This window comes from Stenotrophomonas sp. STK17_22 (assembly GCF_051983905.1).
In the GTDB taxonomy this organism is placed as follows: domain Bacteria; phylum Pseudomonadota; class Gammaproteobacteria; order Xanthomonadales; family Xanthomonadaceae; genus Stenotrophomonas; species Stenotrophomonas maltophilia_A.
The window spans coordinates 1,893,626-1,909,974 of record NZ_CP197010.1 but is presented as its reverse complement, the minus strand read 5'-3'; the positions used below and the strand labels follow the sequence as shown (position 1 = coordinate 1,909,974).

At 66.9% G+C, this 16,349-nt stretch carries 16 protein-coding genes; 5 read left to right on the top strand and 11 right to left on the bottom strand.

All coding sequences use genetic code 11. The annotated features are described in order from the left end of the window. Positions 1 to 118: 118 nt before the first annotated feature. The 3 genes from ACSYS9_RS08900 to ACSYS9_RS08890 form a co-directional block, all read right to left on the bottom strand. The gene (locus tag ACSYS9_RS08900) at positions 119 to 1,243 is read right to left on the bottom strand and encodes a prephenate dehydrogenase (protein WP_071229543.1); all 1,125 of its coding nucleotides are present in this window, start codon (positions 1,241 to 1,243) and stop codon (positions 119 to 121) included. Then, positions 1,240 to 2,148, bottom strand: a complete 909-nt coding sequence (gene pdxY, locus ACSYS9_RS08895; protein WP_071229544.1) for a pyridoxal kinase — start codon at positions 2,146 to 2,148, stop codon at positions 1,240 to 1,242. Before pdxY ends, ACSYS9_RS08900 begins: the two co-directional genes overlap by 4 nt. 594 nt (positions 2,149 to 2,742) lie before the next feature. After that, on the bottom strand, positions 2,743 to 3,942 hold the full coding sequence (locus ACSYS9_RS08890) for an MFS transporter (protein ID WP_071229475.1): 1,200 nt from the start codon (positions 3,940 to 3,942) through the stop codon (positions 2,743 to 2,745). 72 nt (positions 3,943 to 4,014) lie between these two features. On the opposite strand from ACSYS9_RS08890, the gene ACSYS9_RS08885 reads away from it, so the two are divergent. Then, positions 4,015 to 4,812 (top strand): AraC family transcriptional regulator, encoded by a 798-nt coding sequence (locus tag ACSYS9_RS08885; RefSeq protein ID WP_049463047.1) that lies wholly within the window; start codon positions 4,015 to 4,017, stop codon positions 4,810 to 4,812. A 100-nt stretch (positions 4,813 to 4,912) separates the two neighbouring features. Here ACSYS9_RS08885 and dnaJ read toward each other — a convergent pair whose 3' ends face one another. The 4 genes from dnaJ to hrcA form a co-directional block, all read right to left on the bottom strand. Further along, positions 4,913 to 6,037, bottom strand: coding sequence for a molecular chaperone DnaJ (dnaJ, locus tag ACSYS9_RS08880; RefSeq protein WP_005409242.1), 1,125 nt, complete (start codon positions 6,035 to 6,037; stop codon positions 4,913 to 4,915). Between the two features lie 154 nt (positions 6,038 to 6,191). Continuing rightward, positions 6,192 to 8,114 (bottom strand): molecular chaperone DnaK, encoded by a 1,923-nt coding sequence (gene dnaK / locus ACSYS9_RS08875; protein WP_005409241.1) that lies wholly within the window; start codon positions 8,112 to 8,114, stop codon positions 6,192 to 6,194. A gap of 182 nt (positions 8,115 to 8,296) precedes the next feature. Continuing rightward, a complete protein-coding gene (grpE, locus tag ACSYS9_RS08870; protein ID WP_005409240.1) occupies positions 8,297 to 8,812 on the bottom strand; it encodes a nucleotide exchange factor GrpE in 516 nt (171 codons plus the stop codon). 63 nt (positions 8,813 to 8,875) lie between these two features. Next, a complete protein-coding gene (gene hrcA / locus ACSYS9_RS08865; RefSeq protein ID WP_071229474.1) occupies positions 8,876 to 9,940 on the bottom strand; it encodes a heat-inducible transcriptional repressor HrcA in 1,065 nt (354 codons plus the stop codon). 116 nt (positions 9,941 to 10,056) lie between these two features. On the opposite strand from hrcA, the gene recN reads away from it, so the two are divergent. Next, positions 10,057 to 11,718 carry a DNA repair protein RecN gene (recN, locus tag ACSYS9_RS08860; RefSeq protein WP_071229473.1) on the top strand — a complete coding sequence of 554 codons (1,662 nt, stop codon included), beginning with the start codon at positions 10,057 to 10,059 and terminating at the stop codon, positions 11,716 to 11,718. A 121-nt stretch (positions 11,719 to 11,839) separates the two neighbouring features. On the opposite strand, the gene ACSYS9_RS08855 is transcribed toward recN, so the two are convergent. Continuing rightward, entirely contained in the window at positions 11,840 to 12,757 is a 918-nt protein-coding gene (locus ACSYS9_RS08855) for a LysR family transcriptional regulator (protein WP_071229472.1), read from the bottom strand. A gap of 97 nt (positions 12,758 to 12,854) precedes the next feature. On the opposite strand from ACSYS9_RS08855, the gene ACSYS9_RS08850 reads away from it, so the two are divergent. Then, complete coding sequence (locus tag ACSYS9_RS08850; protein WP_256201525.1) at positions 12,855 to 14,273, top strand: SGNH/GDSL hydrolase family protein; 1,419 nt, start codon at positions 12,855 to 12,857, stop codon at positions 14,271 to 14,273. On the opposite strand, the gene fur is transcribed toward ACSYS9_RS08850, so the two are convergent. Then, positions 14,158 to 14,565 (bottom strand): ferric iron uptake transcriptional regulator, encoded by a 408-nt coding sequence (gene fur / locus ACSYS9_RS08845; protein WP_005409235.1) that lies wholly within the window; start codon positions 14,563 to 14,565, stop codon positions 14,158 to 14,160. The two genes, ACSYS9_RS08850 and fur, sit on opposite strands and share 116 nt — an antisense overlap. Positions 14,566 to 14,668: 103 nt before the next feature. On the opposite strand from fur, the gene ACSYS9_RS08840 reads away from it, so the two are divergent. Then, positions 14,669 to 15,061, top strand: a complete 393-nt coding sequence (locus ACSYS9_RS08840; RefSeq protein ID WP_010484453.1) for an outer membrane protein assembly factor BamE — start codon at positions 14,669 to 14,671, stop codon at positions 15,059 to 15,061. Positions 15,062 to 15,097: 36 nt separating this feature from the next. On the opposite strand, the gene ACSYS9_RS08835 is transcribed toward ACSYS9_RS08840, so the two are convergent. Next, positions 15,098 to 15,355: an RnfH family protein gene (locus ACSYS9_RS08835; protein ID WP_032128285.1), complete on the bottom strand. Its 258-nt coding sequence runs from the start codon at positions 15,353 to 15,355 to the stop codon at positions 15,098 to 15,100. Between the two features lie 3 nt (positions 15,356 to 15,358). After that, positions 15,359 to 15,784 carry a type II toxin-antitoxin system RatA family toxin gene (locus ACSYS9_RS08830; protein ID WP_010484449.1) on the bottom strand — a complete coding sequence of 142 codons (426 nt, stop codon included), beginning with the start codon at positions 15,782 to 15,784 and terminating at the stop codon, positions 15,359 to 15,361. A 57-nt stretch (positions 15,785 to 15,841) separates the two neighbouring features. Here ACSYS9_RS08830 and smpB point away from each other — a divergent pair, with 57 nt between their 5' ends. Continuing rightward, positions 15,842 to 16,345 carry an SsrA-binding protein SmpB gene (gene smpB, locus ACSYS9_RS08825; RefSeq protein WP_010484447.1) on the top strand — a complete coding sequence of 168 codons (504 nt, stop codon included), beginning with the start codon at positions 15,842 to 15,844 and terminating at the stop codon, positions 16,343 to 16,345. The last annotated feature ends 4 nt before the right edge of the window (positions 16,346 to 16,349 follow it).

Sequence of the window (16,349 nt, the reverse complement as noted above, 5' to 3'; positions counted from 1 at the left end):
CTCTACAAAAGGCGTGATCATTTTTTGGCCAGTCATCTTGACAGCCTTTGCTGCCAAGGCCTGAGCGAGGTTATCCACACGTTTGCTCAGAAACCATCCACACCGCCTGTGGATGAATTCAGCCCAGCACCCGCCCGATGCCGCTGGCGTCCACGTCGGCTGCGGCCCGGGTGATCGCCGCAGCATCGCTGCCGGCCACGAACCCGATGCGGAAATGCACTTCGCCACCAGGCGTGCGCGAGGAATGGATTGAAGCCAGGCTGATGCGATGCTGCTCGAACACGTTCAGCAGCTCACGCAGTGAGCCTGGCCGGTCCTCCGGCAGGTGCACCGACAACGCATTACGCTCGGTCAGGTCAGCCAGCAGATAACCCACGCGTTCAAAGGTGTAGTTGCCGTCCGCCAGCGCCTGCTCGCCGAAGGCACTGCGGTTGGCCAACAGCAGCTGCCCGCGGAATTCACCACGCGCACGGTCGTCGCCCTGCCCGACCTGCGCCTGCAGGGCCTGCAGCTGGCCGACCAGCCGTTCCAGCATCGGCGCCACGTACGGGTTACCGAACTGGATGTCTTCGTAGATCGCCGGGTTGAGCGACAGGATGCGCGAGATGATCGCCGTGTCCAGCTCGAACGATGCCGAGCGGTACGGCATCATCGCGGCCAGATCGCCCAGCTGCGGCTGGTACTGGCGCAGCACGCCGGCCTGGGCCAGGTGGGTGGCATGCACCATCGCCTGCACCAGCGCCATCATCTGGTCGTGGTGCTGCGGCGTGGCCCGCACGCACTCGGCCTGCAGCGCAGCGCACAGCGTATCGACCCATGGCTGCCAGTGCTGCAGCCGCGCTTCGCAGACCACCATCACCCGGCCCTTCAGGGTCGGCGCCTTGGGTGGCGCGGTCATCGGGTGCAGGCCGACCACTTCGGCTTGAGAGGCCAGCAACGCCTGCACCGGCGCTTCCTTCACCGAGGTCACGTCCAGCCATAGCCGGTCCTGCTCACGGCCGGCCGACTGCCGCACGTACTCGGCAATCAGAGCCGGCGTATGCCGGATCGGTGCCGAGAACACCAGCACGTCGGCCTGCGCCAGCAGCTGTTCCGGCGTATGCGAGTCCGGATCGGCCGGATCGTGGCCGATCACCTGCAGCTGCATGTGCTGCTGGAAGAAGCGGCTCAGCCAGCGCCCATAGGCGCCGGCACTGCCGACGATGCCGACCGTGCGCGGCGTGCGTTCGAGCAGACCGCTCATGCCACGCGTTCGGCGCGGAAGCGCGTGCCTTCGGCCAGTGCGGCAGGCGCCGCCGCGATCACGTCGAACTCTTCGAAGCCATTGTCCAGAGTCGCCTCCAGCGCCGCGTGGGTACCGGCAATCGCACGCGAAATCGCCTGCTGCATCGATTCACCTCGCAACAGGAACGACACCACCAGCGACATCAGCACGTCACCGGTGCCGGCCACGTCCACCGGCAGCAGCGGCGAAGTCCAGCGCCAGGTTTCCTCGCGACCGACCACCAGGGTCACCAGCTCACCCGGGTTACCGCCCACGCTGTGCGCGATCACCCAGTGCGGGCCACGGTCAAGCAGCGTACGCGCGGCGGCGATGGCATCAGCCTCGGCCAGTGCCGGCATACCGGTCAGACGATTCAGTTCGAAGGCGTTCGGGGTCACCAGCCAGGCATGCGGCAGCAATCGCTCGGCGAAGATCGCTTCCAGGCCCGGTTCCACGTAGGGGCCGGTGTGGGTGTCACCAATCACCGGATCCAGGCAGTAACGCAGCTGCGGACAGGCCGGCAGGATGTTGTCCAGCCAGTCGGCGAAGGCGGCACCGTTGGCGGTGCTGCCGAAGTAGCCGGAAACCAGCATTTTCGCCCGCTGCGGCAGGCCGCGCTCGTGGGTGCCCAGCAGCAGGTCGGCGAACCAGTCGGCGGGCAGCACCCGACCGCGCGTGGTGTCGTAGAACGGCGCATTGCTCAGCAACACGGTCGGAATTTCCGCGACGCGCACACCGAGCGCACGCATCGGCGGTACGGCGGCGCTGTTGCCGGCGTGGCCGTAGACAAGTTGCGACTGGACCGAGATGACATCGATCGGCGACGGGCCGTCGGGCCGCTGGCGGCGGCCGTGGACCAGGTGGTTATCGAGGGATTCGCTCATGCCCGCATTCTACGCCCAAGGGAGTTTTCGGCAGGGCTCGCAGCCCTGCACCTGCTCAATGCAACGGCAACCGCAACGGCCGAAGCCAAAGCGGCATTCCGTGGGGTGGCGGGGCCGTGTCGGAGTGCGGGGACGCCGCAAGTACGTCCTTGTAGGCTTGGCAGCGGCATCCATGCCGCTGACACCCCGCAATCCGACACCGCCCCACCTTCGACAGGTTCACGCGGCTGTTGGCAACTGCGGCTGTTGTTCCGCGCGGCTGTTGGTAGGTGTCGACCTTGATCGACACATCTGTCAGATATCGAACGAATTCATCCGTGTCGACCAAGGTCGACACCTACCAGGGCCGGACGCTGTTCCGACAGATCGCGGCCAACTGTCGAAGGCGGGGTGGGTCCGGTTGAGGGGGCGTGAGCGCCATGGATGGCGCGACCGAGGCTACAGGGACGTATTTACGCCGTCCCCCTCAACCGGACCCACCCCGCCAACCCACGGAAAGCCAGCTTTTGAATTTGACGTTGCCGTTGCCGTTGCCGTTGCCGTTGCCTTGGCTTCGGCAGGTGCAGGGCTGCAAGCCCTGCAAACCAAAACCCCTCAGTGAGCAGCAGGCCGCGACGGTGGCAGCCACGCCGCCACGATACCCAACAGCGGCAGGAACGCGGTCAACTGGTAGACGTACTCGATGCTGGTCTTGTCCGCCAGCAGGCCGAGCACGGCAGCACCCAGCCCGCCCATGCCGAAGGCGAAGCCGAAGAACAGGCCGGACACCATGCCGATGCGGTGCGGCATCATTTCCTGCGCGTACACCACGATCGCCGAGAACGCCGAGGACAGCACGAAGCCGATCAGCACCGCCAGCACGGTCGTCCACAGCAGATCGGCATGTGGCAGCATCAGTGCGAACGGCGCCACGCCCAGGATCGAGGTCCAGATGATCGGCTTGCGGCCGATGCGGTCACCCAGCGGGCCACCAAGGAAGCCGCCGGCGGCGGACGCCACCAGGAACGCGAACAGATGCAGCTGGGCCTGCGCCACCGGAATGCCGAAGTGATGGATCAGGTAGAAGGTGAAGTAGCTGCCGATGCTGGCCATGTAGAAGTACTTGCTGAAGATCAGCACCAGCAGGATCGCCAGCACCTTGGCCACGGTGCGAGACGGATGCCGCGGCGCCATCGCAGCCGTGCTGACCGGTCGAGGCGTACCCAGATGCAACGCGTACCAGCGGCCGACATAGGTCAGCAATGCGATGCCGATCAGGGCAGCACCGGCAAACCACGATGCGGCGTGCTGGCCATACGGCACGATCACTGCGGCGGCGATCAACGGGCCAAGCGCTGTTCCGAAATTGCCACCCACCTGGAACACCGACTGCGCGAAGCCGTGACGGCCGCCCGAGGCCAGTCGCGCGATGCGCGAGGCTTCCGGATGGAAGATGGCCGAGCCAATGCCGACCATCGCCGCAGCCATCAGCACCACCGCGTAGTTCGGTGCGAAGCCGAGCAGCAGCATGCCGCACAGGGTCGAGGCCATGCCGATCGGCAGCGAGTACGGGGCTGGGCGACGGTCGGTGGCCATGCCGATCAAGGGCTGGAAGATCGAGGCGGTCAGCTGGTAGGTCAGCGTGATCAGGCCGATCTGGGTGAAGCTCAGGTTGAAGCCGCCCTTGATCACTGGATAGATGGCCAGGATCAGCGACTGCATCATGTCGTTGACGACATGCGAGGTGGAAATGGCTGCCAGCACGCCGGGGGCCACCGGGCGTGAGGTCGTTGCGGGAGAAGCCAGGGTCGACATGGACACAGTCAGGTTGGGGGCGAGCCACGCATGCTACGGTGGCCTCCCCCTCCCTTCTGCCGCGTTCGGGTCATGGCATATCGCAAAAAGGACACTCCCTGCCCGGTCCGCGAGACTGCACCGTGGAACGAGGTTCCGGTACACCGCCCGGTGACCTGCCGCGCCCGCCACTACAAACCCGGCACCCACATCGCGCCCCACCGGCATCGCCGTCACCAGCTGGTGTTCGCCATGTCCGGACTGATGGTGGTGCGTGCGGACGGCGGCCGCTGGGTGGTGCCCTCGACCCGCGCGATCTGGGTGCCGGCCGGCATGGCCCATGCGGTGGACTGCATCGCTGAGGTGCATATGCGCAGCCTGTACGTGGAACCGGATTTCGCGCCGCAGCTGCCGGACGAGGCGTTCGCGGTACAGGTAGCGCCGCTGCTGCGCGAGCTGCTGCTCGCCGCCAGCCTGATCGAGACCGCGCATGTGGATGACAGCCGCGACGGCCGCGTGGTGCGCCTGCTGCTGGACGAGCTGCACCGCATGGACGTGCTGCCGCTACACCTGCCCTCGCCCTCCGACCCGCGCCTGCAGCGGATCTGCCAGCACATCCAGAAACATCCCGGCGACGACGCCACCCTGCAGGACTGGGCGCAGGCGCTGCAGGTGGACGTGAAAACCATCCAGCGTCATTTCGCCAGTGAACTGGGCATGACCTTCGGGCAGTGGCGGCAGCAGGCGCGGCTGCTGGCCGCCCTGGAGCGACTGGCGGTCGGCGACAAGGTCATCGATGTCGCGCTGGCGATGGGTTACGACAGCCCCAGCGCGTTCACCAGCATGTTCAAGCGGCAGCTGGGGCAGACGCCGGCGGCCTTCTTCCGATGATCCTTTGAACGGCATCCACGCATGGCGTGGATCTACTACACCACAAACGACAACGCCGGGCATGGCCCGGCGCTACCGTTCTACGCTTCCATGGAAAAACTCAGGACGTCATCCGGTCCCAGAAGCCCTTCACGCCATCCATGAAGGTGGCCGACTTCGGCGAATGCTTGCGCGCTTCCTCGCCGACGAAGGTGGCTTCGAACTGTTCCAGCAGCTTGCGCTGCTCAGGGGTGAGGTTAACCGGAGTCTCCACCACCACGCGGCAGTACAGGTCGCCCTCGCTGCGGCTGCGCACCGAACGCACGCCCTTGCCGCGCAGGCGGAACAGCTTGCCGGTCTGGGTCTCGGCCGGAATGCGGATCTCCGCTTCGCCGCCCAGGGTGGCCACGCGCACGGTGTCACCCAGTGCCGCCTGCGAGATGCGGATCGGCACTTCGCAGTGCAGATCGTCGCCATCGCGCTGGAAGATCGCATGCTCGCGCACGCGCACTTCCACGTACAGGTCGCCCGGCGGCGTACCGGCCGGACCGGCCTCGCCTTCGCCCTGCAGGCGGATGCGGTCGCCGGTATCGACGCCGGCCGGCACCTTCACCGACAGCACCTTGTCTTCCTCGACACGGCCGTTGCCGTGGCAGGTCTTGCACGGCTTGGCGATGATCTGGCCACGGCCGCCGCAGTTGTGGCAGGCCTGCTGCATGGCGAAGATACCGCGCTGGATGCGCACCTGGCCGCGGCCATGACACACATTGCAGGTCTCGACCTTGCCGTCTTCGGAGCCACTGCCATCGCAGTCGCCGCACTCGGCCAGGGTCGGGATCTCGATGCGGCGCTCGACGCCGCGCACGGCCTCTTCCAGGTCCAGCTCCATCACGTAGCCGATGTCGGCGCCACGACGGGCCTGGCGCGGACCACCGCCGCCACCGCCAAAGATGTTGCCAAAGATATCGCCGAAGATATCGTTCATGTCCGGGCCGCCCGGCCCGCCGCCGCCCATGCCGTGCTCGAACGCCGCGTGGCCATGGCTGTCGTACATGCGGCGCTTGTTGCCGTCGGACAGCACTTCGTAGGCTTCCTTGCACTCCTTGAAGGAGGCTTCGGCCGCCGCATCACCCGGGTTGCGGTCCGGGTGGAACTTCATCGCGCAGCGACGGTACGCCTTCTTCAGCTCGTCGTCGGTGGCGGTGCGGGCAACGCCCAGCACTTCGTAATAATCGCGCTTGCTCATATCGTGGATCTGGTTCCGGAAAGTCGGGATTCGTCAAAGCGGAAGAGCGGAACCAGGTCCGCTCTTGCGTCGGGCGCCCCGACACGCCGGTGGGCGGTCAGGACCCTGATGCGACAACGGGACGCTGGTGGCCAGCGTCCCGTGTCGGTCCGGATCAGGACTTCTTGTCGTCCTTGACTTCGGTGAACTCGGCGTCGACCACGTCGTCCTGCGCCTTGCCGGCATTGCCGGCATCGGCACCCGGGGCACCGCCCTGGTCGGCCGAAGCAGCGGCGAACAGCGACTGGCCAGCTTCTTCCAGTGCCTTCGACTTGGCTTCGATCTGTGCCTTGTCGTCACCCTTCATCGCGGTTTCCAGGTCGGCCAGGGCCGCCTCGACCTTGCCGATGACATCGCCGCCGACCTTGCTGCCGTGCTCGGTGATGGCGCTGCGGGTGCCGTGGATCAGGGCGTCGGCCTGGTTGCGGGCCTGCACCAGTTCCTGGAACTTCTTGTCTTCTTCGCGGTTGGCTTCCGCGTCGGCAACCATGCGCGCGATCTCTTCCTCGGACAGGCCCGAACCGGCCTTGATCTCGACCTTCTGTTCCTTGTTGGTCTTCTTGTCCTTGGCCGACACGTGCAGGATGCCGTTGGCGTCGATGTCGAAGGACACTTCCACCTGCGGCAGGCCACGCGGGGCCGGCTCGATGCCGGACAGGTCGAACTTGGCCAGCGACTTGTTGAAGCGGGCCTGTTCGCGCTCACCCTGCAGCACGTGCACGGTCACGGCCGACTGGTTGTCCTCGGCGGTGGAGAACACCTGCGAGGCCTTGGTCGGGATGGTGGTGTTCTTCTCGATGATCTTGGTGAACACGCCGCCCATGGTCTCGATGCCCAGCGACAGCGGGGTCACGTCCAGCAGCAGCACGTCCTTGACGTCGCCGCCGAGCACGCCGCCCTGGATCGCCGCACCCAGTGCCACGGCTTCGTCCGGGTTGACGTCCTTGCGCGGTTCCTTGCCGAAGAACTCGGTCACCGCCTGCTGCACCTTCGGCATGCGGGTCTGACCACCGACCAGGATCACTTCGCTGATGTCGCTCGAACGCAGGCCGGCATCGTTCAGGGCGACGCGGCACGGCTCGATCGACTTCTTGATCAGGTCGTCCACCAGGGCTTCCAGCTTGGCGCGGGTCAGCTTGATGTTCAGGTGCTTCGGACCCGACGCGTCAGCGGTGACGTACGGCAGGTTCACTTCGGTCTGCTGGGCGCTGGACAGCTCGATCTTGGCGCGCTCGGCAGCATCCTTCAGGCGCTGCAGGGCCAGCGGATCCTTGCGCAGGTCGATGCCCTGGTCCTTGTTGAACTCTTCAACCAGGTACTCGATGACGCGGTTGTCGAAGTCTTCGCCACCCAGGAACGTGTCGCCGTTGGTGGCCAGCACTTCGAACTGCTTCTCGCCGTCGACGTTGGCGATCTCGATCACCGAGACGTCGAAGGTGCCGCCGCCCAGGTCGTACACCACGATCTTGCGATCCTTGTTGTCGCCCTTGTCCAGGCCATAGGCCAGCGCGGCCGCGGTCGGCTCGTTGATGATGCGCTTGACGTCCAGGCCGGCGATGCGGCCGGCGTCCTTGGTTGCCTGGCGCTGGCTGTCGTTGAAGTAGGCCGGCACGGTGATGACCGCTTCGGTGACCTTCTCACCGAGGAAGTCCTCGGCGGTCTTCTTCATCTTTTCCAGCACCTTGGCCGAGATTTCCTGCGGAGCCATCTTCTTGCCGTCGCTGGTGGCCACCCAGGCGTCGCCATTGTCATGGGCCAGGATGCTGTACGGGACGTGCGCGATGTCCTTCTGCACTTCGGCGTCGGTGAACTTGCGGCCGATCAGGCGCTTCACCGCGTAGAAGGTGTTCTTCGGGTTGGTCACGGCCTGGCGCTTGGCCGAGGCACCGACCAGGACTTCGCCGTCCTTGGTGTAGGCGACGATCGACGGGGTGGTGCGATCGCCTTCCGAATTCTCGATGACGCGGGCCTTGCCGCCGTCCATGATCGCCACGCACGAGTTGGTGGTGCCGAGGTCGATACCAATGATCTTGCCCATGGGGGAGACTCCTGAGGATGCTTGTTGGTGTCAGTCCGGCCGTTCGGCCGGTGGATGAATAGGATGTGGGGGAGGCTCGTGGAACATTCAAGCCGTCTCCCGAACGCTGTGTTCAGCGCCTGGAAAACCTTGCCAGGCATGGCCTGGCACAACCGGGACCGGGCAAAGCCCGGCCCGGCCGATCAATCGGCGGCCACCACCACCAGCGCCGGCCGCAGCAGGCGCTCGTTGAGCAGGTAGCCCTTCTGGAACACGGTCACCACGCTGCCCGGGGCGGCGCCCGGCGTCGGCACCTGGCTGATAGCCTGGTGGTGTTCCGGGTTGAACGGCTGGCCGATCGGGTCCAGCAGGACCAGTCCGTTGTCGGCGGCCACCTTCAGCAGCTGCTTGTAGGTCAGCTCCAGGCCTTCGCGCAGCGGGTGCGGGTCGTCGCCGGCGGCCTTCAGGCCGGCATCCAGGCTGTCGAACACGGGGAGCAGATCGCCCAGCAGCTTCTCGTTGGCGAACTTGCGGGCCTGTTCGATGTCACGGGCAACGCGCTTGCGCTGGTTCTCCAGGTCGGCGCGCTCACGCAGGGCATCGGCCTTGACCTGTTCGATTTCGGCGCGCAGGCGCTCGACTTCGTCGTTGACGCCGGCGGTGGCGGCCGCATCGGCGGCACTCTGCTGGGATTCGATATCTGGCTGTTCGTGGTTCATGTCTGGGTCCCTGGCGGTCAATCTCCGCCTCCACCCACCCTAGTGTGGGCGGGATGCTGCGTTTCAAGCGTCGGATGTTCCCGGCGGGCGGCCGGCTGGCGAAAACGCCGCGCCCAGTACATCGGCGGTAGCCTGGACCAGCGGGATCACGCGGTCGTAGGCCATCCGCTTGGGGCCGATCACCCCCAGCACGCCCAGCACCTGGCCATTGGCGGTGTACGGGGCGGTGACCAGCGAGACCCCCTGCAGCGGCATCATCCCGGTCTCTTCGCCGATGAAGATGCGCACGCCTAGGGCCTGGATGGTCCGCTCCAGCAGCTGCAGGATCTCGCGCTTGCTGGAGAACAGCTCGAACAGTTCGCGCAGGCGCTCCAGGTCGGACAGGTCCTGCACCCCCATCAGGCGGGTCTGGCCGGCCACCAGCATGTCGTCGGCGGCCGGCTGCAGGGCCTGCTCGGCCAGTTCGATGCTGTGAGCCAGCAACTGCTCCAGCTCGGAACGGGCATCGCGCAGCTCCAGCAGCAGGCGGGTGCGGATCTCGGCCATCGGCAGGCCGGCGAAATGCGCATTGAGGTAGTTGGCCACCTGCTCCAGCTGGCCCGGCGCGAACTCCTGCCGGGTCTCGATGACGCGGTTCTGCACCTCGTTGTCGGCAAACACCAGGATCGCCAGCACCCGGCGCCCGTCCAGCGCCACGAAATCGATCTGGCGGAAGGCGAACTGCTCGCGCCGTGGCGCGCTGACCACGCCGACGAAGTGACTCATCGCCGACAGCAGCTCCGAGGCGCTGCCGAGCAGGGCCTGGGTGCTGCCGCCGCTGGCCAGCTCCTGGCGCAACCGGGCCAGCTCGCCCTCGCCCGGCGGCTGCATCTGCAGCAGGCTGTCGACGAACACCCGATAGCCATGCGCGGTCGGGATGCGCCCGGCCGAGGTGTGCGGCGAGGCCAGCAGCCCCAGGTCTTCCAGGTCGCCAAGGATGTTGCGGATGGTGGCCGGGCTGACCTCCAGGCCGGCCACGCGCGCCAGCGTCTGCGAGCCGACCGGCTCACCGTCCTGGATGTAACGCGCAATCAGCGTGCGCAGCAGATGGCGCGCACGCGGGGCAAGCTGGTCGGTAGAACCGTGCATGGAATCAACCTGTGAGACACGGACACTAGATAATGGCGGCGCATCACCTTGGCAAGTCATTGGACCTCCCTCGCCCGCGTGCTAGCGTTGCGCGGCTGCTGATACCCCCCTTACCCATGCTCAGACATCTTTCGATCAAGGATTTCGCCGTCGTCCGCGCCACCGAACTGGAGTTCGGGCCAGGCATGACCGTGGTTTCAGGCGAGACCGGCGCCGGCAAGTCGCTGATGGTCGACGCGCTGGGCTTCCTGTCCGGCCTGCGCGCCGACAGTGGCGTGGTCCGCCACGGCGCTGCGCGCGCCGAACTTTCCGCCGAGTTCGCGCTGGACCAGCTGCACGCCGCGCGCCAGTGGCTGGCCGACAACGAGCTGGACGACGAGGAACAGTGCCAGCTGCGCCGCGTGATCCGCGCCGATGGCGGTTCGCGGGCGTGGATCAATGGCCGCCCGGTGACCCTGGCCCAGCTGGGCGACCTGGCCTCGTTGCTGGTGGAGATCCATGGCCAGCACGAACAGCAGGCCCTGCTGACGCGCCCGTCGCAGCTGGCCCTGCTGGACGCTTATGCCGGCAACGAGAACGAGCGCCGCCAGGTGCGCCGCGCCGCCGCGGCCTGGCAGGCTCTGGTCGATGAATCGCTGGCGCTGTCGCAACAGGGCGACGTCAGTGACCGGATCGGCTTCCTGGAGCACCAGCTGCGCGAACTGGACCGCGAGGACCTGGAACCGGAGTCGATCGCCGCGCTCGGCGCCAGCCACCGCCGCCAGGCCCATGCCAGCGCCCTGCTGAGCGCCTGCCAGGCGGCCAGCAACCAGCTCAACGGCGACGACGGCAGTTCCGCGCTGGACCTGCTGCAGCAGGTGCGCCACGAGCTGTCGCGCCTGATCGAACATGACCCGCGCCTGGGCGAGGTGGACGGCCTGATCGAGAATGCCTCGATCCAGCTGCACGAAGCCCTGTCGCTGCTGGACCGGGTGCATGACGACCTCGACGCCGACCCGGAACAGTTCGAGGAGAACGAGCGCCGCCTCGGCCGCCTGCACGACCTGGCCCGCAAGCACCGCGTGCCGATGGACGAGCTGGGCGCGCAGCGCGAGCGCATGCATGCCGAAGTGGAACAGCTGCGCGGCGCCGACGAACGCTTGCAGCGCCTGGCCGGCGAGATCGACAAGGCCGCCGCCGCCTGGCGCGTACAGGCCGAGGTGCTGACCGCCAGCCGTCGCAGCGCCGCTGCCGAACTGTCGGCCACCACCACCGGCATCATCGCCGAGCTCGGCATGGGCGGCGGCCAGTTCCTGATCGAGCTGGAGCCACAGGACGCCGGCAAGCCCGATCCGCAGGGTGCCGAACGCGTGGAATTCCTGGTCGCGGCCAACGCCGGCCAGCCGCCGCGCGCCCTGCGCAAGGTCGCCTCGGGCGGTGAACTGTCACGTATCTCGCTGGCCATTGAAGTGGCTGCGCTGGACCTGGATGCGGTGCCGACCATGGTGTTCGACGAGGTCGACTCCGGCATCGGCGGTGCAGTGGCTGACATTGTCGGCCAGAAGCTGCGCGCGCTCGGCGAGAAGCGCCAGGTGCTGTGCGTGACCCACCTGCCGCAGGTCGCCTCCAAGGGCCACGCGCATTACCGGGTCAGCAAGGCGCCGGTGGAAGGCATGACCCAGAGCGCGGTGGAAAAGCTGGACAGCAAGGCACGCGAGGAAGAACTGGCGCGCATGCTGGGCGGCGTGGAAGTGAGCAAGGAAGCGCGCGCCGCCGCACGCAAGCTGCTGCAGGTCTGAGGCCTGTTCGCGGTTTTCCACGCATGGCGTGGATCTACAACGCGCGAGGTAGTGCCGGCCGCTGGCCGGCAACCTCATGATCTTCGTTCACCTGTGTTGGGTTGCCGGCCAGCGGCCGGCACTACCCCCGTGGCCGCGCCAGATCCACCGTTTCCACCAGGAAATCGAGGAAGGCGCGCACTCGCAGCGGCAGGTAGCCACCCTGCCCCAGGAACACCGCATGGACCTCTTCCAGGTCACCGGGATTGGCCTCTTCCAGCACCGGCAGCAGGCGTCCGGCGGCGATGTCCTCCTGCACCTGGTAGGTCGCCAGCCGCGCCAGGCCCAACCCGCCCAGCACCAGCTGCCGCAGCGCGTTGCCGTTGCTGGCGCGGGCATTGCCACTGGGCAGCACCATCCGCTCGCGTCCGTCCTGCAGCAGCGGCCAGCCCTGCATCGCACGCGCATGGCCGATGTCCAGACGGTTGTGCGACATCAGCTCCTCAGCGTTGCGCGGCAGTCCATGCCGCTGCGCGTAGGCTGGCGCGGCCACGATCATCATCCGCGTCGCACCGAGCCGTCGCGCCACCAGGCTGGAACTCTTGAGCGGGCCTGCCCGCACCGCCACGTCAGTGCGCTGCTCAAGCAGGTCGATCACCTCGTCGTTGAGGGTCAGGTCCACGCCCACCTGCGGGTTGCGTTCGAGGAACGCCGGCAGCAGCGGCAACAGGAAATGCTGGCCGAACGGCACGTTGGAATTGACCCGCAGGCGTCCGCGCGGCTCGGCATGGGCGCTGGCGCAGCGCTCGGCCTCCTCCAGGTCGGCCAGCACGCGCAGGCCGCGCTCGTAGAACGCGCAGCCTTCCGGGGTCAGCTGCAGCTGGCGGGTGGAACGCTGCAGCAGACGCGTACCCAGCCGCTGCTCCAGCCGTGCCACCAGCTTGCTGACTGCCGACGGCGTCATGTCCAGGGTACGGGCCGCGGCGGAGAAGCCACCGGTCTCGATCACCCGCACGAACACTTCCAGTTCGCCGGATCGGTTGATGTCGGGTCGCGCCATGGCGATGAATCCAGTTCACAGATGATTATCCACGCGCAGTCTAGTTCACAGATCGACGGAGAATCACCATGGCCCTCCCTCCTCCCGGGATTGCCCGATGAACCGCCTCAGCCAGCTCACCGCGACCGCCTTGATCGCCCTCTCCAGCGCAGCCAGTGCCGCCCCGGCCCCGCACTGGGTCGCCAGCTGGCAGGCAAGTCCGCAACCTGTCTGGGGCGCCGATTTCCTGTTCCCGACCCTGGTTCCGGCCACGCTGCAGGACCAGACCTTCCGCCAGACCGCGCGCATCAGCTTGGGCGGGCCCCGGCTGCGGGTGCGGCTGAGCAATGCCTACGGCACCCAGCCGCTGCGGATCGGGGCGGCCAGCGTGGCCGCACACGCGGGTGCCGCCCCGCAGCCGCTCAGCTTCGACGGCCAGCCCGGGGTGCTGATCGGCCCAGGTCAGGAACGGCTGAGCGATCCGCTGCCACTGGCCACGGATGACCGCCAGGCGTTGCAGATCAGTGTCTTTGTGCCCGGGCCGACGCCCGTGCAAACGTTCCACTGGGAGGGTCGGCAGACCAGTTGGATTGCGCCCGGCGACCAGAGCCTGGCCCAGGCCCTGAGCGGGGCCAGCAGCACCACTGCCCGCCTGTTCCTGGCCGGCATCGAGGTCGAGGCCGCTGCCAGCGCACGCAGCGTGGTGGTGATCGGCGATTCGATCACCGACGGTGCCACCGCCAGCCTCGATCAGGACCAGCGCTGGGCCGACCATCTGGCGGCGCGCCTGGCACCGCGAGGCGTTGCCGTGGTCAACGCCGGTATTTCCGGGGGGCGGCTGCTGCGCGATGGCATGGGCGAATCCGCCCTGGCCCGCTTCCGGCGTGACGTGCTGGATCAACCAGGCGTGGTCAGCGTAGTCGTGCTGATCGGCATCAATGACATCAGCTGGCCCGGCACCGCCTTCGCCCGGAACCAGGCCCGGCCCACGCTGGCCGAACTGCAGGCGGGGTATCGCACCCTGGCCGAACAGGCCCATCGGCGGGGTCTACGCATCCTCGGCGCCACCCTGACGCCGTTCGCCGGCGCCCTGCCCGGCACGCCGTTGGACGACTACTACCAGCCGGACAAGGAGGCCCTGCGCCAACAGCTCAATGCCTGGCTGCGCAGCGACAGCCCGTTCGATGCGGTGATCGACCTGGATGCGGCGCTGCGCGACCCGGCCGATCCGTCACGGATGGCCGCCGCCTACGACTCCGGCGACCACCTGCATCCGGGCGATGCGGGTAACCGGGCCATGGCCGAGGCGGTGGATCTGGAGGTGTTGATGGGGCCCCTCACACATGGCGTGGATCTGCCGCAAGCAACGAAAAACCCCGGGCAGGCCCGGGGTTTCGTCGCATCCAGCTGGCTGGAACGGCTTACTTGCGCTTCTTGCGCACGTACAGCACCAGCGAATGCTCTTCCAGCTCGTAGCCGTGGTCGGCCGCGATCTTGCGCTGCAGCTCCTCGATCTCGTGGCTTTCGAACTCGATGATCTTGCCGCTGTCCACGTCGACCATGTGGTCGTGGTGGCCGCCACGGTCCAGCTCGTAGACGGCCTGGCCGCCTTCGAAATTGTGCTTGAGCACGAGGCCGGCGGCCTCGAACTGGGTCAGCACCCGGTAGACCGTCGCCAGGCCGATCTCGTCGCCATGCTCGAGCAGCTGGCGGTAGATGTCTTCGGCGGTCATGTGGTGCTGGGCATTGCGCTGTTCAAGCAGCGCCAGGATCCGCATCCGTGGATGGGTCACCTTCAGGCCGACTTTTCGCAGGTCGTGGGTTTCCATAGGTCTCCGTTCATTGGCGATTTAGCGCCAGCTGCCTCGGATTGGGTCGCGGTGGCACGCCGGGAGTGTATCATCGGTTTGATTTCCCCAACCGCCAGTCCCGATGCGCAATCTCCTGTTGGTCGCCGCCGTCGCCCTGTCCACCACCGGGTGCGGCATCATCTACAAGCAACCCATCTATCAGGGCAACCTGATCCGGGAAGATGCCGTGGCCAAGCTGCAGGTCGGGCAGAGCAAGCAGCAGGTCACTGCGCTGCTGGGCACCCCGTCCATTCCGGACCCGTTCCACGCCCAGCGCTGGGACTACACCTCCAGCCAGCGCGTGAACCGCCTGGGCCGTACCGAGGTGAAGAACTTCACCGTGTTCTTCGACAATGACAACGTGACCCGCTGGGAAGGCGATTACTTCCCGGGTAACGACAAGGCCCTGGCCCAGCAGACCGTGCGCCAGTTCGGCCGCAATCTGCCGAAGGACAAGAAGAAGAAGGGTCGCTGACGCCCCCAGCCCGTTCTCGCGGACGGGCGACAGGAATCAACCGCCGAGCGCGCGACGCCGGCGGTTGTCCTTGGGGTCGGCCTGCAGCGGGCGTAGCAGCTCGATGCGGTCGCCATCCAGCAGCACCTGCTGCGGGCGCGCCAGCAGCCCATGCACGGCCGCCGCCGGGCAGTCGGCACTGCCTTCCAGCGCAGCAGCGGCAATGGCCTCGGCCACCGTCGCGCCCTCGTCCAGCTGCAACCGGCGCGAAAGCACCCGCTGCGGCCAGGCCAGCACCACCTCGACCTCGATCATCGCTCAGGCCTCGTCGGCAACGCGGATGAAGTCGTTGACCATGCGGTCGGCCAGGCTCTGGAAGCCCAACGCCAGCGCCGGACCGAGCAGGCGTGAACTGGGCTCGAAGTCCAGGGTCAGGGTGACCTTGCAGGCATCTTCGGCCAGCGCATGGAACTCCCAGCGGCCATGCAGCTGCTTGAACGGGCCATCGCGCAGCTGCATATCGATGCTGTGCGGGCGCTGCAGGGTGTTTTCAGTCTGGAACCAGGTGCTGAACGAGCCCAGGCCCAGGTCCAGGCGCGCTACCAGCCGGTCCTCGCCCTGCTCCAGGATCTGGGCAGCCGAACACCAGCGGAAACGGCGCGGATAGGCCTGGACATCATTGACCAGGTCGAACATGCGCGCGGCCGAATGTTCGACCAGGGCGCTGCGGCGGATAGTAGGCATGAATACAGGACGTTTCGGCAATCGACCGGGCGGGCCCGAATCGGAGACAATACGGAAATGAGCAAGAACAGCGGCAAGGATAAAGCAAAGAGCGCGACGGCCAACAAAACCATCGCGTTGAACAAGCGTGCCCGCCACGAGTACCACATCGAAGACCGCTTCGAAGCCGGCCTGGCCCTGCAGGGCTGGGAGGTGAAATCGATCCGTGCTGGCCGCGGCAACATCGTCGACGCCTACGCCTACGTGAAGGATGGTGAGATCTTCCTGATCGGCGCGCAGATCACTCCGTTGATCCAGGCCTCGACCCATGTCGTGGCCAACGACCGGCGCGATCGCAAGCTGCTGCTGCACCGGAGCGAGATCGACAAGCTGGTCGGCAAGGTCGAGCGCGATGGCTACACGATCGTGCCCACCGCGATGTACTGGAGCAAGAACAAGATCAAGCTGGAAGTGGCGCTGGCCAAGGGCAAGCAGACCCACGACAAGCGCGATGCCGCCAAGGACCGCGACTGGGCGATCGAGAAGCAGCGCGTGATGCGTCGCGGCAACCGCGACGCGTAAGGCC